Raw genomic sequence first — 16,546 nt, forward strand, 5'->3', positions numbered from 1 at the left:
TCCACCGGGCAGCGTCCAGCCGGGGAGCGAGGGTGGATGAAAGACCGTTATCCCGTTACGCACTGGCTGCCGTTGGTGGGCTGAAGCCAACCCTGCGAGCGGCCCCTTCCCAGCGAGGCGCGAATGAATTCACGAAAAAAACGCCCCCGCATCTGGGGAAATTCCCCACTAGCGGGGTCGTTTTGCGTCGGCCTGGAGGCGCTTGTAATGCTTCAGGACGCTGGGGACATAGCGCTGGGTTTCCGGGTAGGGAGGAATGGCGCGGTCGTAGGCGAGCACCGCGCCGGGACCCGCGTTGTAGGCCGCCAGGGCCAGGGAGAGGTCATTGCCGAACAGCTTCATCATGCGCTTGAGGTAGCGCGCGCCACCCCGGACATTCGCCGTCGGGTCGAATACGTCGTGCACGCCCAGATCCCGCGCGGTGCCGGGCATCAGCTGCATCAGGCCAGCCGCGCCCTTGGGCGAAACAGCCGTGGGGTCGTAGTTGGATTCGGTCGTGATCACGGCGTGCAGCAGCTCCGCCGGCAGGTCGTATTCGAAGGCCGCCTGGGCCACGATCAGTGAGTAGCGCGGCGCCTTGAGTGGCCCCTTGCGTACCGGTTTGACCACGCCAGGCGCCTTGGCCTGCACAGGCCTCTCACGGGCCACGCGAACCAGTTTGCGGTCGGTTCGGTGGATGTTGGTGAGCATGATGGCGCCATTGGCGGAAACCACCTGGTAGATATCGGCACGGGACTCGACAGCGGTGGTCGCAAAGATGCTGAACAGCACCAGGGCGGGCACTTTCATCGTTTTTCTCCCCTGTGAGGGCCAATCCCCTTCGGGTTGTACGGTGCTGTACCGTCAGCAAAGCACGTGCCGGATAATCCGACCGGCGATGTGTCGCCCCCCTCGCCCGCTCGTCGTGCACAGCTCTTGCATAGCCCTCTGCAGTGACCGGCAGCGGAGGCTCCCATGAAGATGCATCGTCGACCCGAACAGGGTTTCACCCTCCTTGAACTCCTGGTGGTGCTGGTGGTGCTCGGCTTGTTGGCCGGCATTGTGGCACCCAAGTATTTCAATCAGCTGGGCCGCTCCGAAACCAAAGTGGCCCGCGCACAGATCGAGGGGTTGGTGAAGGCCCTGGATATCTACCGTCTTGAGGTGGGACGCTATCCCAGCACCGAGCAGGGCCTGACGGCGCTGGTGAGCGCCCCCTCCGACGAACCGCGCTGGGCCGGCCCCTACTTGCAGAAGGAAGTCCCCGAGGACCCCTGGGGTCGCGCCTATGTCTACCGCTCCCCCGGCGAGAACGGCGATTTCGAGCTGCTCACCTTGGGCAAGGACGGCCAGCCCGGCGGTGACGGCGAGAACGCCGAAGTCACCAGTTGGCAGTGACCGTCATGCGCTTTCAGATAAAAGCGGTTCGCGCCCAGGCCGGGGTGGTCGCGCTGGTGGTAGAGGCGGCGAGCCAGGATGACGCCCGCCGCCAGGTCGAAGCCCAAGGGCTGCGGGTGCTCGCCCTGCAGCCCGAGCGTGGCTGGTCGCTGCGAAGCTGGCGGCGGCGCGAAGGCTTCCCGCTGCTGCTGTTCAGCCAGGAGCTGACCACGCTGCTGAATGCCGGGCTGGCACTGATCGATGCCCTGGAAAGCCTGACTGAGAAAGAAGCCGACCCGCAGGCGCGCAAGGTGCTGGGTGGCCTGGTGCGGCTGCTCTACGAGGGCAAGTCGCTGTCGCAGGCGCTGGCGCAATTCCCCGCGATATTCCCCGCGCTCTACGTGGCGCTGGTGCAGTCCAGCGAGAAGACCGGCGCGGTGGGCGATGCCCTAGGCCGCTATGTGGCCTACCGTACGCGGATGGACGAGGTGCGGCAGAAGATCATCAGCGCGTCGGTGTACCCGGTGCTGCTGTTCATGGTCGGCTGCGGGGTGTTGCTGTTCCTGGTGGGCTACGTGGTGCCGCGTTTCAGCCTGGTGTTCGAGGGGCTGGGTTCGAACCTGCCCTGGTTGTCCCGCGTGCTGCTGCACAGCGGGCTGTTTCTCCATTCGCACCAGACGGAAGTCTTCGGCTGCGCCGCGCTGACGCTGGTGGCGCTGGTCCTGCTGCTGCGCCAGGAGAGCGTGCGGCGTGCGCTGGGACGCCAGGTCGAACGCTTGCCGACGATTCGCGAGCGCATCCGGATCTATGAGCTGGCGCGCTTCTACCGGTCCCTGGGCATCCTGCTGCAGGGCGGGATTCCCATTCTCACCGCCATCGCCATGGTCCGTGGGCTGCTCGGTGCCGCCTCACGCCCGCGACTGGACCAGGCCGCCACACGAATCCGCGAAGGCCAGGCGCTCTCCCGCGCACTGGAGGAGCATGGGCTGGCGACGCCGGTGTCGCTGCGCATGCTCAGGGCGGGTGAACAATCCGGCAACCTTGGCGAGATGATGGAACGCACGGCCGACTTCCATGACGAGGAAACCAGCCGCTGGATCGAATGGTTCGTGCGCCTGTTCGAGCCGCTGCTGATGACCTTCATCGGCCTGATCATCGGGGTGATCGTGATCCTGATGTACATCCCGATCTTCGAGCTGGCGTCGAGCATTCAGTAGGGACATTCCCTCCCACGTTGCGGCTACGCGACGTCGTTTCAGGCATGACCATAGGCGAGCCAGGCAAGGCCACTCATGGCCATGGCCACGGCAAAACTGAGGGTCTGGTGTTCCAGCAAGAGTTCGAGCGAGAGCATGGGGCAGTCCTCGTGTCCGGTTGGTGATCCACAGCCCGGACACTAATCCCGGCCGACCTCGTCGGTCGATCTGTCAACTTTTCGCCCTGTAAAGAAAAAGCGCAGGTCGATGCCTGCGCGTTTTTCGATCCGGCGACGTCACGCGCCTTTCTTGGCCTGCTTCAGAGGTTCGTCGGAGCTTGCCGCAGGGCGGCGGCGGTCGGAGAGCACCCAGGCGCCGTCGTAGAGTTTCAGCGGGAAATTCACCTCACCGCCACGGCGACGATCAGCCTGGGCTGGCTGCTCGGCCGACGACTCGCGGAGGGCGCCACCAGGCAGGCCATGGAGCACCACGTTGCCCAGCTCATGCAGGGGGAAGGGCTTGAGGAGGATGATGTCGATGTTGCGCTCGATGGCGCGGTTGCACACTTCGATGCTGGGGTGCGCGGTCATCAACACGGCTTCGCAACTGTGCAAGGTGCGCAAGGCATCGAACACGTCGAAGCCGGTCATGTCCGGCAAACGATAGTCGAGCACCAGCAGGTCGGGCTTGAAGTTCACCACGACCTCCAGAGCGATGGCCCCGCTGGTGGCGGTTTGCACTTCACAACCAAGCATTTCCAGGTAGGTCTGGAAGTTCCCGGCGAGGATTTCTTCGTCGTCGACTATCAGTACTTTCTTCGACACTGCGGCTGCTCCCCTGTCAGGAGATCGGACGGCGGCCAGGCTGACCGCTGATTGCATCCTTGCACGTTCCGAGCCAAGGCTGCATCGACCCGACCGGGCCGATGATTCGTAGAGCCTAGAATGGCCAGGAAGTTTCACCAGATCTCATTCCCCCGACCTTGGTCGGTGGATGCCCCGAGATTGGGGTCTGCTCAATGATGCTGCCGGTCTGGCCGTTCCAGACCCAGCTTGTCGATACGGTAGCGCAGCATGTCGCGGGTCAGGCCGAGCATCCGGGCGGATTTGGAGATGTTCCAGTCGGTCTTGCCGAGCACCTTGACCACAAGGTCGCGCTCGGCGTCGGACAGGCTCAGGTTTTCGTCTTCCAGCCCCAGCGGCTCTACCATCATCGCCGGCAGGGCCGCCTCGGTGACACCGGCACCGGCCAGCAGGCCGCGACAGATGGTCAATTGCTCGGGGCTGATGACATTGCTTGGCGCCAGCAGCACGGTCTGTTCCAGCATGTTGCGCAGTTCACGCACGTTGCCTGGCCAGCTGTAGCCCTTGAGCACTGACTTGGCTTCCGGGCTGAAGCGCAGCCCCGGCTTCCCGTAGCGCTTGCCGTGCTGGGCGACGAAGTGTTCCGCCAGGGTGAAGATATCGTCGCCACGGGCACGCAGCGGCGGCACCTTGATGGTGATGATGCGCAGGCGGAAGAACAGGTCGCGGCGGAACTTGCCCTCCTGGACCATCTGTTCGAGGTTGCAGTTGGTGGCGCTGATGATGCGCAGGTTGACCTTGCGTTCGCGGACCGAGCCCAGGCGACGGATGGTGCGGTCTTCCAGCAGCTTGAGCAGCTTGGCCTGGAGCAGCAGGTCGATCTCGCCCACCTCGTCAAGGAACAGGGTGCCGCCATCGGCTGCTTCCACCAGGCCCACGCGGCGATCCTTGGCATCGGTGAAAGCGCCCTTCTCGTGGCCGAACAGCTCCGCCTCCAGCAAGTGCGAGGGAATCGACGCGCAGTTGAATTCGACGAAGGGTCCCTTGCGGCGCGCGCCGTCGAAGTGCAGGGCGCGGGCCACCAGCTCCTTGCCCGTCCCGGTCTCGCCCTCGATCAGCACCACCGGCAGGTCTTCACCGGCCATGCGCTCTTCGGCACCCAGCACCTGGCAGACCAGGTCCTTCATGGCACGCATGGGTCCGGAGTCGCCGATCAGGCCGGTGAGCCCGGAGTCCTGGGCTTCACGTTGCTGGTAAAAGGACAAACGCTGCTCCTGTCGCCTCGCTTCCAGCACCTTATCCACCACCAGCTTGAGCTCGGCCAGGGCCACCGGCTTGGTCAGGTAGTCGCTGGCGCCGGCCTTCATGGCTTCCACCGCGCCCTGCACGTTGCCGTGGCCGGTGATCATGATGACCTTCAGTTGCTCGTCCAGTGCGCGGGCGCGGCTGATGAGGTCGCACCCGCTCATGCCCGGCAGGCAGTAGTCGGTCAGCACCAGATCAGGATGCTGCGCCTCGATGATCGCCAGGGCTTCCTCGGCCGAACTGCAAACGATGACGTCGAACTGGCGACGCTGCAGGTAGGTGCAGAAGTTATCAGCCAGGATCTCGTCGTCTTCGACAATCAGAATGCTGTTGCCCATTTTTGTTATCCCCCTGCCGTGGCCCTGAAGGTCAGGTGCACATTGGTACCAGCGTTCTCCCGGCTTTCGATGCTGACTGCTCCACCAAAGCGCTCGACTATCTTGCGCACCAGCACCAGGCCGACGCCCAGGCCGCCGCGCTTGGTGGTGTGAAAGGGTTTGAAGGCCATGTCCAGCATGGCCGGCGACATGCCGCCACCGGTGTCGCTGATGGTCAAGTTAAGCAGATGGCGACGTGCATCCGGCTCCAGGCTGACCACCAGGCGACCGCCGCGCGGCATGGCTTCGATGGCGTTGGAAAGCACGCTGCCCAGCAATTGCTGCAGGAGCACCGGATGACTGACCACCTTGGGTGCCTCCCGGGTCTGCCAGTCGACCTCGATGCCGGAGTGGCGGATCTGCGGTTCGTAGGCGGCCAGGGTCTCTTCCAGGGCATTGGTGATGTCCACCGGCTCCTGGTCACCGGAGAGCGGGCGGGCGGACAGCAGCAGCTCGCGGACCCACTTCGACATACGGTCCACCTGCGTGATGATGTCGCCCAGGTTCTTGTGCAGCGGCCCCTGGTCCACTTCAAGCGCAAGCTCGGCACTGGAGCGGATGGACGCCAACGGGTTGCGCAGGCTGTGGGCGACAGCGGTGGACATCTCGCCGAGCAGGGCCAGGGTTTCGTTTTCCACCAGCTGCCGCTGCTGGTCGTCCACCAGGCGCGAGGCATGGCGTACGAACCAGAACAGGCTCAGGTAGATGATCGCGCCGCCCAGCGCCGTAGCGATCCAGAGCAGGACGAAGCCGCGATTCATGCGGGCGATCAGGTCCACCGGCTCCTTGTAGATCTCGATGACAGAGAGCACTTCGCCGCGGCTGTCCTGCAGCGGAATGAAGCTTTCCAGATAAAGGCTGTGGGGCACCCGCATGAAGTAGTCCTCGGCCGGGCCGGCGTCGGGACCGTGATGCTCGGTGGTCACCGTATTGCGGCTCCGTACCGCTTCGTTCAGCTTGGCTTGTTCCAGCGACCGCCCACCCACCAGTTTCGGGTTGGTCGACCAGATCACCACGCCATCGGGCGCGTAGACATTGGCCAGCAGCACATCGGGCAGGCGCACGATATGGTCGAAGAACTCCTCGTGGGACTTCACCAATTGTTCGTGGGAAACACCGAGGCGCGCACCGTCGACACGCTTGTCGAGGAATTCGCCCAAGGTCAGGCCCGGGGAGAAGTTGCCATGGATGACTTCGACGTCGGCGATGGACTTGATGAACTGGGCGCTGAGCATGGCATCGCGGTCGATGCTTTCGCGCATGAGAAAGCGGGTCGCCGCCAGGCCGAGCAGGATGGCGACCACCAGGATGATTACCAGGCTCACCAGGGAAAACCAGCGGAACAGATTGAAGGGCTTTTTCGCCAGCGCCATCTTCATCGAAACCTCCCCTTGTGTGACCGTCGGTTCGCTCGCAAGGCGAGCGTCAGAAAGACGCCTCCGGCCGGGTCGGCAATTCCAGCTCCGACCCCGGTATTTATAGCGCAGGCCTCATCGCCCGCAGCCCTGCCGTTCAGCGGTCACCAACAGGTAGAACGGTAATTTCCCCAGTTCCCCACCCACTTTTTCCCCAGTTCTGGGGACCCAGTCCCCAACCGCGGGCGGACGCTTCATCGGTCTTTGAAGCGGCACTTCCCATGGCAGCCGCGACGCAGGGCGCGCGGTGCAGGATGGTATGAAAATTGCGCCCGCCAACTTCCACGAAAACACCGAACACAGGCGCCGGACGGACGGCGAAGTTCATCGACTGGAAGGGTGATACCTCGACGACATCCAGCGGATCTGGCGCCCGGCTGCCCCGCCGGTCCCTGCCAATGAGCACCGCTACGCCCGGCTCGATCCCACACAACCTGCTGCCCGCCCCAGAGCATTGAAAGGTCCCCTTCCGTACCGCTGCCCCGCAACTTCCCAGGTACTCCCGCGAATACCGCACTGGGGCGCAGTGCGTCCCTGTCCATCGGACTGCATTCGTGCTGGCTCCGACGCCGCCCCAAATCAAGGCAAAACTGCCCGCGCGGTCAGCTTTCCCTCCCCAGAGTTGTGCATCTGGTCAGCTTCCAACAGTCGGGTAACGCCCGCGAAATTCGCGTAACCGCTTGAAAAACGGCGCATTCCCCCGATAATCGCGCGCCCTGCCACCTGCCCTTGGCATCTTGGCGCCTTTCTTGCTCTCCCCGGCAGGCCTGACCAAACAGACAAGTTCTACGCAGATAGACACGAATCAAGACCACTGGAGCCAACACCCGATGAACCGCACCCTTTCCTCCCTGATGCTCGCTGGCGGCCTGCTGGCGGCCGGCAGCGCCCTGGCTGACGGTCCCCTGCTGTGGCAGGACAACAGCCTGTCCTACCTGTACGGCAAGAATTTCGAGATCAACCCGGAAATCCAGCAGACCTTCACCTTCGAGCACGCCAGCGGCTGGACCTGGGGCGACCTGTTCGTCTTCGTCGACCAGATCAATTACAACGGCGAGGAAGACGCCAACGCCGGCAAGAACACCTACTACGGCGAATTCTCCCCGCGCCTGTCCTTCGGCAAGGTGTTCGACCAGAAACTGGAGTTCGGCCCCATTAGCGACGTGCTGCTGGCCACCACCTACGAGCGTGGCGAGAACCGCAACCAGAACTACCTGATCGGCCCGGGCTTCGACCTCAAGCTCCCCGGCTTCGATTACTTCCAGCTGAACTTCTACTACCGCAAGCCCGACGGCATCACCAACAACCCGTCCGGCCAGTGGCAGGTCACCCCGGTGTGGTCCTACACCATTCCGGTGGGCAATTCGGACGTCGTGATCGACGGCTTCATGGACTGGGTGTGGAACAACAAGGACGCCACCTCCGACCGTCCGAACGACCTGCATGCCAACCTGCACTTCAACCCGCAGATCAAGTACGACCTGGGCAAGGCCATGGGCTGGAGCGCGGTGAAACACTTCTACGTCGGTATCGAGTACGACTACTGGAAGAACAAGTACGCCATCGACGACAGCAGCTTCCTCGGCGACGAGATACTCGGCGGCACCAACCAGAACACCTTCAGCCTGCTGGCCAAGGTGCATTTCTGATGACCGTGGGGCCCGTCGCAGGGACGGGCCCCACTGTCTTGCGCCTTCCCGAAGGCGGGTAGAGAATGCGCGGCAGTCTCAGCCTGCAGTCAGACAAGGAATCGCCTATGGCCAGTGACAGCGCTACAGTTTCGCCACGCACCCGGGGCGAGAAACTAGTCACCGGCGGCTGGATCGCCATCGCCATTGCCATCCCCATCAGTTGCATCCTCTCCAACGCAACCTTCGACTTCTCCGCCAGCCTCGCCGCACTGTCCATGATCACCCTCTGCGCGGCCTTCGCCTGCTGGCCGAAGCTATTCATCGCCCCCATGCTCAACTTCCGCACCCTCTGCGACAGCGTGCCCCGCGGCAGCCAGATCGCCATGAGCCTGTTCGTCGGCCTGACCGTGCTGCGCGGCTTCGTCGAACTGGCGGCCTGAGTCTCCGGAATCCTGTAGGGGCAAGTTCAATCGCCAAGGGCGGCGTCGCTGGTGCGAGAAATTTGCCATCGGGCCAATAGCCAGCTCCTACGGGGAATGCAGAGAGAGTCCATGAAAAAGCCCCGCACGTGGCGGGGCTCGTTCAGACCTCGGAGCCTCAGGCCGCAACAGGCTCCAGGGATTCACGACGGCTGCGCACGAACTGCGGCAGCAGCGAACCCAGCAGCATGCCCAGGGCACTGAACAGCAGGCCGGCCAGTTGCGGCGGCCAGAAGTCGGTGTCCGCGTAGGTGGCTTCCAGGTACATCCAGGAGAGCAGGCCGAACGCGATGGCCAGCAGGGCGCCCTGGGTGGTGGCGCGTTTCCAGAACAGGCCGGCGAACAGCGGTACCACGGCAGCGACCAGGGTCACCTTGTAGGCGTTGCCGACCATCTCGTAGATGCTCGCGTCGGAGTACAGGGCAAAGACCGAGGTAGCCGCGGTCATCACCACCACACTGATACGCATGGCCAGCAGGAACTGGCGGTCGGTCATGTCGGGGATGAAGCGCTTGAGGACGTTCTCGGTGAACGTCACCGACGGCGCCAGCAGGGTGCCCGATGCGGTGGACATGATCGCCGACAGCAGTGCGCCGAAGAACATGATCTGGGCGAACAGCGGGGTACGCTCCATGATCAGGTGCGGCAGGATCATCTGCGAGTCTTCGGCCAGCCACTTCTGCACCATGGCCGGGTCGATCATCGAAGCGGCGTAGGTGAGGAAGATCGGCAGCATGCAGAAGCTGAGGTAGAACACGGCACCGGTCATGGACGCACGGGCAGCGATGTTCTCGGTCTTGGCCGACATCACACGGGCGTACACGTCCTGCTGCGGGATAGAGCCGAACATCATGGTCACCGCGGCAGCGATGAAAGCGACGATGTCCCGCGGCTCGAAGCTGTGCATGAAGGTGAACTTGCCTTCGGACGCCGCATGGCTGATCACCACGTCGGCACCACCGGCCATGTCACCGATCAGCCAGGTCAGGTACACCAGGCCGACGACGATGATGATCATCTGCATGAAGTCGGTCAGCGCCACCGACCACATGCCGCCGAACAGGGTGTAGAGCAGCACGATGGCGGTGCCGATCAGCATGCCCTGGGTGGTGGTGATCGAACCGTCGGACAGCACGTTGAACACCACGCCGAGCGCGGTGAGCTGGGCAGCCACCCAGCCCAGGTAGGAACCGATGATGACCAGGCTGGTGATCAGCTCGACGTTCGGACCGAAGCGCTTCCTGAAGAAGTCACCGATGGTCAGCAGGTTCATGCGGTAGAGCGGACGGGCGAAGACCAGGCCCACCAGCATCAGGCAACCAAACGAACCAAAGGGGTCTTCGACAATCCCGGCGAAGCCTTCCTCGATGAAGGTCGCAGGAATGCCCAGCACGGCTTCCGAGCCGAACCAGGTGGCGAACACCATCGCCGCGACCAGGGGGAAGGACATGCTCCGGCCGCCGGCCGCGAAGTCCTTGGAGTTTTTGACACGAGTGGAGGCGTAGAAACCGACACCAACTGTGATCAGCAGGTATACCGCAACAAACCAGATCAGCATTTGTTCTTGTTCCAGAGGCACGCCCGTCGGGGCCGGGAATCTGAGGGGCAGGCGCCTCGGCTGACGGAGTTTTTGTTATTGACGGCGGAGGGCCGGCACGGAGCGAACCGAGCGGTTACCACGGAGGCGAAGTCTGCCAAAGACGTAAAATATGTCAAACAAATACGATGCGTATGAGCAAAAAAATCGACAGAACGCCTCTGACCCTGAAGACAGAATTCATCCCAACACACTGATTTAAAGCGTTTACCAACGTCACCTCGTGACTGGCGAGTTTCTTATTTTTTACAGGCACCGTTGATTAAGAACGACACCAAACTACCGTTCGTCGCCAGCGGAAACGCATCTGCTAGCATCCAGTCTTCATCGCCAAGGAGCTTTCCTGCATGTACGCACTGAACCCGCAGCAGACCGAGGCCTACCTGCGCCACCTGGACACCCCCGCACCGCCGCACGCCGATCTCGCCAGCCTCGACAGACTGATCGCCGCCCACCAGCAGCGGGTGGCCTTCGAGAATGTCGACGTACTGCTCGACCGCCCCATCCACATCGACGCCGGCGCCGTGTTCGCCAAGGTGGTGGAACGCCAGCGCGGCGGCTATTGCTACGAGCTGAACAACCTCTTCGCCCGCCTGCTGCTCGCCCTCGGCTATCACGTCGAAATGCTGGGTGGCCGGGTGCGTTGGGGCCTGCCGCTGGATGCGCCGCAGACCATGCTTTCCCACCTGATGCTGCGCGTGCGGCTTCCGGAAGGCCCTTACCTGGTGGATGTCGGCTTCGGCTCCGCCACCCCTTGGCGCGCCGTTCCCCTCAAAGGCCCGATACCCGCCGACCTCCCCTATCGCCTGCGTCCGCAGAATGACGGTACCGACGAGGTGCAACTGGAAAACTTCCGCGCCGAAACCGGCTGGGCGGCCTGCTACCGCTTCGGCCCGGAGGTGCATGCCTGGGTCGATTGCATCCCGCGCAACTGGTACACCTCCACCCACCCCAATAGCGTGTTCCGCCAAATGCTGATGACCGCACGCAGCCAAGGCGAATGGCGGCTGACCCTGGCCAACGGCACCTTCAACAAGCGCCACCGCGATGGGCGCGTGGAAAGTCGCACGATCGAGGATGCAGCTGAGCTGGTCGAGGTGCTCCGGAATGACTTCCTGCTGAACCTTGCAGAAGAGGAGATCGAGCCACTGCGCCAACGCCTCGAAAGCTTGCTCAAAGCCTGACGCAGGGTGGGTGGCGCTCTTCCGCCCACCCTCGATGCCATGGCGAACCTCCCATGGTGGACCGGTGAAGCGTGGTCCACCCTACAGGTAACTCCAGTTACGAGGACATGCCGATGTCCGCCGCCGCCCATCTCCGTGACCTGAACGCCCAGGGCTTCACCCTCATCCCCGGCGTGCTCGACGCGCCCGCCATCGCCACCCTGCGCCGTCTTATGGACCAGCTCCAGCCCATCCACTGGGACTACATCGGCTTGGTGGACGACCATTTCAAATGCGTGTTCAACCGGGGGCCGGAATGGCTGCCTTACCTCGACCTGCCCCGCGTGATCGACCTGGCCGAAGCGGCACTGGGCAAGGACTGCCACGTGATCGGCCAGACCGTCTGGCGCTGCCACCCCGGCTTTGTCGGTGCCGAGCTGCACCTGGACCACCTGGTAATGGAGCTGCCGGAAAGCCTCTTGGCCGACCCGTCTTTCCAGTTGCCGATGCAGGTGCTCACCGCTCACCTGTACCTGGACGATATCGACGCCGACCTTTGCCCCACCCTGGTCATCCCCGGCAGCCACCGCGCCGGGCGCAAGCCCCAGCCAGGTGAAACCAACTGGCACGGAAGAACGGCCGATGCCGTGCTGTGCCGGGCAGGCGATGTGCTGGTGTTCCGCAGTGAGCTCTGGCACGCCGGCAGCCGCAACCGCACCATGGACCGCAGTCGCTACCTGCTGCAGGTGCACTACGGACGGCGCATGGTGGCGCAGAAGTTTTCGCCCTACCTGGACTTTCGCTTCAACCCCGACACGCTCGCCGCCTGCACCCCACGCCAGCGCCGCCTGCTGGGCGACCACGAAGCGGCCGAATACGACTGACGACGAAAAACCAAGCAAGTGTTTCCAGCGCCTGCCCCATGGGCAATCCACGCATTTATCCCAAAGATATCCACAGAGCAGCCCACAGTTTCTGTGAGCATCCCGCACCGACGCACCACGCGCAGGGTGGCGACGGGCTCGTTCGCTGAACAGATCACAGGCCTGCTCGTTGCAACCCCATGAAAGCCCGCCCCTCACACCTGTACAAAAACCGATCAACCGCTTGTATGTCGCTATTTTCGGGCGCTTCAGGCACCCATCCCAAAGCTATCCACAGCTTGCCCCACAGATTCCGTGGGTATCTGCAACGAGCGCCCGGTAGCCGCGGTTGCACCCTTCGTGAGCATGAAACGAACAACCCGCCATAAGCCTTCTGGCGCAGGCCATAGCGCAATCCATCCAGAAGATATCCACAGCCTGCTCCACAGAAAATGTGGGCACGCCCGCACCGGCCTGATCTTTACTCAAGGCAAGACCCGGAGCAGGAAGCCTTCCATGCACCCTACCCGCCTCGCCGCCTTGTTACTGTCGCTGCTGCTGGCAGGTTGCGCCGGTTTCGGCACACGCGACCCGTTGCAGGTCGACCTCGCCGGCATGGAGCCTATCCCCGGCGAAGGCCTGGAAATGCGCTTCAACCTCAAGCTGCGGGTACAGAACCCCAATGAAAGTGCTATCCACTACAGCGGCGTGGCCCTGGAACTGGACCTGAACGACCTGCCCCTGGCCAGAGGCGTCAGCAGCCAGGGCGGCACGGTGGCAGGCTTTGGTGAAACGCTCATCGAAGTGCCAGTAACCATCTCGGCCTTCTCAGTGCTGCGCCAGGCTTGGGGCCTCACCGGCGCCAGCCCGGTCCAGAATGTCCCCTATGCCCTGCGCGGCAAACTGGGTGGCGGCTTCTGGGGCACCCGGCGCTTTACCGATGCCGGCGTGCTGAGTATTCCCGAGCCCACGGATACGCCATAGGGTGGGTCGGAAGGGCCATCCTCACTCATAACCCAACCACTCGTAGTCGCGTGCATAGACCCGTTGCACAAGCCTCCGCGTACGCAGCGAGCAAAACTCACGCACCGGTAGCTGCTGGCGTTGTTGCGTAGGGTTCACATGGAGCAACGGGGCAACGATGTCGAAACGCTGGCAAATCGAAGCGTAATCGCGCTCCAGGGTTTCCTGGCGGCTGATGAAATCCATCGCCAGGTTGCCCAGGAAGTCCGTCTGCGGTGGCATCCAGACGTTGGCCGACATCGACCGATTCACCACCTGACGATCCACCGCACTCGGCGGCTCAGCAGGAAACTGCGCGGCTCCCTCGGGACCAGCTTCCAGAACACACGTTGCCGCATTGCACCCTCGATGCGGGCCAGGCCCACGAACTATCTGTGCACGCAGACTAACAACCAGTTCCAGCAGGAAGATTTAGACATGGCCAAGTCGGTAAAACACTCGACACATCCCGCTTACAAAAGCGCAGAAACGGGCAAAGCGATGGCAAAACCTTATACAATCCATGGTTTTTCGTGACACCGACGTCGAGGTAAACCGTGAGCACCCTGCCGCCCTGCCCCAAATGCAACTCCGAATACACCTACGAAGACGGCGCCATGCTGATCTGCCCGGAGTGCGCCCACGAGTGGTCCGCCGACGCCGGCGCCGAAACGGCCAGCGACGACAAGGTGATCAAAGACTCCGTTGGCAACGTCCTGCAGGACGGTGACACCATCACCGTGATCAAGGACCTCAAGGTCAAAGGCTCGTCCCTGGTAGTCAAGGTCGGCACCAAGGTGAAGAACATCCGCCTGGTGGATGGCGACCACGACATCGACTGCAAGATCGATGGCATTGGCGCCATGAAGCTGAAGTCGGAGTTCGTACGCAAGGTGTGATGCGCCTTGCTCCCCACTCCCTTCAGGGAGTGGGGCCGGGGGAGAGGGCTACAGCCGCCCCTCACCCCTCCTGCAACGCCCGCAGCGCCGCAGCCGCCAGGGAGCCCGAACGACTCTTCTGCTCCGGGTGGTTCCTCACGTAGTCATCGATGCGATTGAGCAGTTTGCCCGGCAGCGTAATGTTCAGCTTTTCCGCCTTGCCCATGTAGCGCGTCACGTCGATATCCACCAACGCCCAGGTGCAGCCGGCGTATTCGGGATTCGCGGCATGGAAGGTCACCTTCCGCGCCACCGGAATCGGTGCCCCTTCCTCCGCCAGAATTTCCAGATGCCCCTCGATGGCCTCGCGCGCCATGGCCATCGCGTCATCCAGATCGCCGCCCGAAGAGAAGCAGCCGGGCAGGTCCGGCACCTCCACGCCCCAGGCGTGCCCATCGTCACCGGGAAGAATCGCGATTGGGTAATGCATGAGGTAGCTCCTCGGGAAAAGATGAAAAGGACTCACTTGAGGCCCGCCTGCTTGAGAATGCTGGCCGCCGTTCGGGGCAGCAGGTCCTGCTTCGGGTGGGGAATGGTCACCAGCCCCGGCTTCGTCGAGTGCTTGAAGTGGTGGTGACTGCCCCTGACCAGAAACCATGCATCGGCCTCGATCAGCTCCATGAGTTGTCGGCTATTCACGTCCAGTCCTTGGCGCGGATTTGGTGGTTATAGCAACCACCAAGTACAGAACTGCAATTCTCTGGTCGATAGATTGCCACTGACCGCCCGCTTCGCAGTATGGTCAGTCATCCACAGCACCAGGGACGAACCATGGCCATCAAACCTCAAGCCCCACGCCAGCAGAAGCACCTCGCGGTCCTGATCGACGCCGACAACGCGCCGGCCGCCATCATCGAGGGCCTGTTCGAGGAAATCGCCAAGTACGGCGTGGCCAGCGTGAAACGTATCTACGGCGACTGGACCGGCCCGCAGCTGGGCAGTTGGAAGAAGGTGCTGCTCGACCATTCCATCCAGCCCATCCAGCAGTTCGCCTACACCAAGGGCAAGAACGCCACCGACAGCGCGCTGATCATCGACGCCATGGACCTGCTCTACACCCGGCGCTTCGATGGCTTCTGCCTGGTCTCCAGCGACAGCGACTTCACCCGCCTGGCCGCGCGGTTGCGGGAAGAAGGACTCAGCGTCTACGGCTTCGGTGAAGAGAAAACGCCCAAGCCCTTCGTGGTGGCCTGCGACAAGTTCATCTACACCGAGATCCTTCGGGAAGACGCCGCCGAGCCCGTCACCGGCGGCAGCGATAAGGCCCAACCGGGACCGGCCGACGCCTCGCCCCGCGCCGCCAAACCCAAGACGCAGAAGGTGCCGGTGGATCTCATCGCCAAGGTCATCGACGACCTCTCCGACGACGACGGCTGGATCCAGCTCGGCGCCCTCGGCCAGAACATCACCAAGCTGCGTCCGGAGTTCGACGCACGCCTCTATGGCTTTCGCAAGCTCAGCGACCTGATCAAGGGCCAGAGCAAGCGCTTCGAACTCCAGAGCCGTGGCGGCAGCGCCAGCGGCGGCGAATCGCTCTACGTGCGCAATCGCAAAGGCGGTAAGTAGACCCGTAGGATGGCGTAGAGCGAAGCGAAACCCATCACCCCGGCAGCCAGCGGAAATTTCCGAAACCGCTTTTGAGCGCTTGCCCCCTCCCCGCCCCCTCCCTAACGTGCGCCGATCGCGGTCAATCCCGCGGCCGGGTTTGACGACCTGAAGCCATACGCGCGACTTTGCCTACGGTGCATGTGGGAAGCGACGGACGTTTCCCACGGCCCCTACCTTGTGTGCAGTTCCTTAGACTGCACCGCCCTAATGGCAGACTGCACGTGGAGATCCTTCGGGGTCTGCCGGATCTATGGCCCGGTTCGTCAACCCCGTGCGGTCTGCCACCCTTTCGCTTGACGACGAAGGTGGCAGCTCCTTATCGAGCCATAGGAGTTCCACCATGCACGACGCATACATCCCCACCTTCTTCACCCGCCACAACCGCCCCCTGCGCGGCGTGATGATCGACAACCAACCCTGGTTCTGCGCCTACGACTTCGCCCGCCTGCTCGGCCTGCACCACCCGCAATCCCTGCACCGCCGACTCAAGCCCCACGAAACCCGACTAGCCCTCATCCGCTACGCCAACGGCCATGAAGAAGAGGCCCACGTTATCAATGAAGCCGGCCTCTAAAAGGCCCTGATCCGCTTCGGCCATCCCGAATGCCAACAACTGGATGAATGGCTCACCCGCGACGTCATCCCCACCCTGCGCGACCAGCATGCGGAGGACTACTACCGCCCGCGCCGCGTGATGCTGAGCTGGCAATCCCAACGCCTGACGCTGCTGGAGTGGCAAGGCGAGTTGTGGATGCCGTGGGAGCAGGTGCCGCGGTATGTGGGTGCCTGAGCGGGGTAACACTCATGGGTATC

General features: G+C 63.0%; 18 protein-coding genes. 10 read left to right on the forward strand and 8 right to left on the reverse strand.

The window, feature by feature from the left end:
- Nucleotides 1–168 precede the first annotated feature (168 nt).
- Nucleotides 169–789 carry a lytic transglycosylase domain-containing protein gene (locus tag E8F20_RS26730; protein WP_280286441.1) on the reverse strand — a complete coding sequence of 207 codons (621 nt, stop codon included), beginning with the start codon at nt 787–789 and terminating at the stop codon, nt 169–171.
- Between the two features lie 165 nt (nt 790–954).
- On the opposite strand from E8F20_RS26730, the gene gspG reads away from it, so the two are divergent.
- Both gspG and E8F20_RS26740 read left to right on the forward strand, forming a co-directional pair.
- Nucleotides 955–1,377 carry a type II secretion system major pseudopilin GspG gene (gspG, locus tag E8F20_RS26735; RefSeq protein WP_137823254.1) on the forward strand — a complete coding sequence of 141 codons (423 nt, stop codon included), beginning with the start codon at nt 955–957 and terminating at the stop codon, nt 1,375–1,377.
- Between the two features lie 5 nt (nt 1,378–1,382).
- Nucleotides 1,383–2,573: a type II secretion system F family protein gene (locus E8F20_RS26740; RefSeq protein WP_280286442.1), complete on the forward strand. Its 1,191-nt coding sequence runs from the start codon at nt 1,383–1,385 to the stop codon at nt 2,571–2,573.
- A 275-nt stretch (nt 2,574–2,848) separates the two neighbouring features.
- Here the strand turns inward: E8F20_RS26740 and E8F20_RS26745 are convergent, their stop codons facing one another.
- From E8F20_RS26745 to E8F20_RS26755, 3 genes are all read right to left on the reverse strand, one after another.
- Nucleotides 2,849–3,376 (reverse strand): response regulator, encoded by a 528-nt coding sequence (locus E8F20_RS26745; RefSeq protein WP_280286443.1) that lies wholly within the window; start codon nt 3,374–3,376, stop codon nt 2,849–2,851.
- Between the two features lie 191 nt (nt 3,377–3,567).
- The gene (locus E8F20_RS26750; protein WP_280286444.1) at nt 3,568–4,998 is read right to left on the reverse strand and encodes a sigma-54 dependent transcriptional regulator; all 1,431 of its coding nucleotides are present in this window, start codon (nt 4,996–4,998) and stop codon (nt 3,568–3,570) included.
- 5 nt (nt 4,999–5,003) lie between these two features.
- The gene (locus tag E8F20_RS26755) at nt 5,004–6,416 is read right to left on the reverse strand and encodes a HAMP domain-containing sensor histidine kinase (protein ID WP_280286445.1); all 1,413 of its coding nucleotides are present in this window, start codon (nt 6,414–6,416) and stop codon (nt 5,004–5,006) included.
- Between the two features lie 866 nt (nt 6,417–7,282).
- Here E8F20_RS26755 and E8F20_RS26760 point away from each other — a divergent pair.
- Both E8F20_RS26760 and E8F20_RS26765 read left to right on the forward strand, forming a co-directional pair.
- Nucleotides 7,283–8,101 (forward strand): outer membrane protein OmpK, encoded by an 819-nt coding sequence (locus E8F20_RS26760; RefSeq protein WP_280286446.1) that lies wholly within the window; start codon nt 7,283–7,285, stop codon nt 8,099–8,101.
- 107 nt (nt 8,102–8,208) lie between these two features.
- Nucleotides 8,209–8,523 (forward strand): hypothetical protein, encoded by a 315-nt coding sequence (locus tag E8F20_RS26765; protein WP_280286447.1) that lies wholly within the window; start codon nt 8,209–8,211, stop codon nt 8,521–8,523.
- Between the two features lie 157 nt (nt 8,524–8,680).
- Here the strand turns inward: E8F20_RS26765 and E8F20_RS26770 are convergent, their stop codons facing one another.
- Nucleotides 8,681–10,120 (reverse strand): sodium:solute symporter family protein, encoded by a 1,440-nt coding sequence (locus tag E8F20_RS26770; RefSeq protein WP_280286448.1) that lies wholly within the window; start codon nt 10,118–10,120, stop codon nt 8,681–8,683.
- Between the two features lie 386 nt (nt 10,121–10,506).
- Between E8F20_RS26770 and E8F20_RS26775 the strand changes: the two genes are divergently transcribed.
- The 3 genes from E8F20_RS26775 to E8F20_RS26785 all read left to right on the forward strand — a co-directional run bounded on the left by E8F20_RS26775 (nt 10,507) and on the right by E8F20_RS26785 (nt 13,169).
- Nucleotides 10,507–11,343 carry an arylamine N-acetyltransferase gene (locus E8F20_RS26775; protein WP_280286449.1) on the forward strand — a complete coding sequence of 279 codons (837 nt, stop codon included), beginning with the start codon at nt 10,507–10,509 and terminating at the stop codon, nt 11,341–11,343.
- 113 nt (nt 11,344–11,456) lie between these two features.
- Nucleotides 11,457–12,206 carry a phytanoyl-CoA dioxygenase family protein gene (locus E8F20_RS26780; RefSeq protein ID WP_280286450.1) on the forward strand — a complete coding sequence of 250 codons (750 nt, stop codon included), beginning with the start codon at nt 11,457–11,459 and terminating at the stop codon, nt 12,204–12,206.
- Between the two features lie 495 nt (nt 12,207–12,701).
- The gene (locus E8F20_RS26785) at nt 12,702–13,169 is read left to right on the forward strand and encodes an LEA type 2 family protein (protein WP_280286451.1); all 468 of its coding nucleotides are present in this window, start codon (nt 12,702–12,704) and stop codon (nt 13,167–13,169) included.
- Between the two features lie 21 nt (nt 13,170–13,190).
- On the opposite strand, the gene E8F20_RS26790 is transcribed toward E8F20_RS26785, so the two are convergent.
- Nucleotides 13,191–13,448, reverse strand: a complete 258-nt coding sequence (locus E8F20_RS26790; protein WP_280286453.1) for a hypothetical protein — start codon at nt 13,446–13,448, stop codon at nt 13,191–13,193.
- Between the two features lie 296 nt (nt 13,449–13,744).
- On the opposite strand from E8F20_RS26790, the gene E8F20_RS26795 reads away from it, so the two are divergent.
- Nucleotides 13,745–14,086 carry a zinc ribbon domain-containing protein YjdM gene (locus E8F20_RS26795; RefSeq protein WP_028630822.1) on the forward strand — a complete coding sequence of 114 codons (342 nt, stop codon included), beginning with the start codon at nt 13,745–13,747 and terminating at the stop codon, nt 14,084–14,086.
- 61 nt (nt 14,087–14,147) lie between these two features.
- Here the strand turns inward: E8F20_RS26795 and E8F20_RS26800 are convergent, their stop codons facing one another.
- Both E8F20_RS26800 and E8F20_RS26805 read right to left on the reverse strand, forming a co-directional pair.
- Entirely contained in the window at nt 14,148–14,555 is a 408-nt protein-coding gene (locus tag E8F20_RS26800) for a type II toxin-antitoxin system HicB family antitoxin (protein WP_280286454.1), read from the reverse strand.
- A gap of 32 nt (nt 14,556–14,587) precedes the next feature.
- Complete coding sequence (locus E8F20_RS26805) at nt 14,588–14,764, reverse strand: type II toxin-antitoxin system HicA family toxin (RefSeq protein ID WP_280286455.1); 177 nt, start codon at nt 14,762–14,764, stop codon at nt 14,588–14,590.
- Between the two features lie 132 nt (nt 14,765–14,896).
- Here E8F20_RS26805 and E8F20_RS26810 point away from each other — a divergent pair, with 132 nt between their 5' ends.
- A complete protein-coding gene (locus E8F20_RS26810) occupies nt 14,897–15,691 on the forward strand; it encodes an NYN domain-containing protein (RefSeq protein ID WP_280286456.1) in 795 nt (264 codons plus the stop codon).
- A 382-nt stretch (nt 15,692–16,073) separates the two neighbouring features.
- Nucleotides 16,074–16,307 carry a BRO family protein gene (locus E8F20_RS26815; protein ID WP_280286457.1) on the forward strand — a complete coding sequence of 78 codons (234 nt, stop codon included), beginning with the start codon at nt 16,074–16,076 and terminating at the stop codon, nt 16,305–16,307.
- The last annotated feature ends 239 nt before the right edge of the window (nt 16,308–16,546 follow it).

Origin of the sequence: Pseudomonas sp. BN415 (genome assembly GCF_029871195.1) — a bacterium.
Lineage (GTDB): Bacteria > Pseudomonadota > Gammaproteobacteria > Pseudomonadales > Pseudomonadaceae > Metapseudomonas > Metapseudomonas resinovorans.

Bases quoted from the DNA above. Each gene is read 5' to 3' on its own strand.
- E8F20_RS26730 (WP_280286441.1), bottom strand. From the start codon at position 789: ATGAAAGTGCCCGCCCTGGTGCTGTTCAGCATCTTTGCGACCACCGCT.
- gspG (WP_137823254.1), top strand. From the start codon at position 955: ATGAAGATGCATCGTCGACCCGAACAGGGTTTCACCCTCCTTGAACTC.
- E8F20_RS26740 (WP_280286442.1), top strand. From the start codon at position 1,383: ATGCGCTTTCAGATAAAAGCGGTTCGCGCCCAGGCCGGGGTGGTCGCG.
- E8F20_RS26750 (WP_280286444.1), bottom strand. From the start codon at position 4,998: ATGGGCAACAGCATTCTGATTGTCGAAGACGACGAGATCCTGGCTGAT.
- E8F20_RS26755 (WP_280286445.1), bottom strand. From the start codon at position 6,416: ATGAAGATGGCGCTGGCGAAAAAGCCCTTCAATCTGTTCCGCTGGTTT.
- E8F20_RS26760 (WP_280286446.1), top strand. From the start codon at position 7,283: ATGAACCGCACCCTTTCCTCCCTGATGCTCGCTGGCGGCCTGCTGGCG.
- E8F20_RS26765 (WP_280286447.1), top strand. From the start codon at position 8,209: ATGGCCAGTGACAGCGCTACAGTTTCGCCACGCACCCGGGGCGAGAAA.
- E8F20_RS26770 (WP_280286448.1), bottom strand. From the start codon at position 10,120: ATGCTGATCTGGTTTGTTGCGGTATACCTGCTGATCACAGTTGGTGTC.
- E8F20_RS26775 (WP_280286449.1), top strand. From the start codon at position 10,507: ATGTACGCACTGAACCCGCAGCAGACCGAGGCCTACCTGCGCCACCTG.
- E8F20_RS26780 (WP_280286450.1), top strand. From the start codon at position 11,457: ATGTCCGCCGCCGCCCATCTCCGTGACCTGAACGCCCAGGGCTTCACC.
- E8F20_RS26785 (WP_280286451.1), top strand. From the start codon at position 12,702: ATGCACCCTACCCGCCTCGCCGCCTTGTTACTGTCGCTGCTGCTGGCA.
- E8F20_RS26790 (WP_280286453.1), bottom strand. From the start codon at position 13,448: ATGTCGGCCAACGTCTGGATGCCACCGCAGACGGACTTCCTGGGCAAC.
- E8F20_RS26800 (WP_280286454.1), bottom strand. From the start codon at position 14,555: ATGCATTACCCAATCGCGATTCTTCCCGGTGACGATGGGCACGCCTGG.
- E8F20_RS26810 (WP_280286456.1), top strand. From the start codon at position 14,897: ATGGCCATCAAACCTCAAGCCCCACGCCAGCAGAAGCACCTCGCGGTC.
- E8F20_RS26815 (WP_280286457.1), top strand. From the start codon at position 16,074: ATGCACGACGCATACATCCCCACCTTCTTCACCCGCCACAACCGCCCC.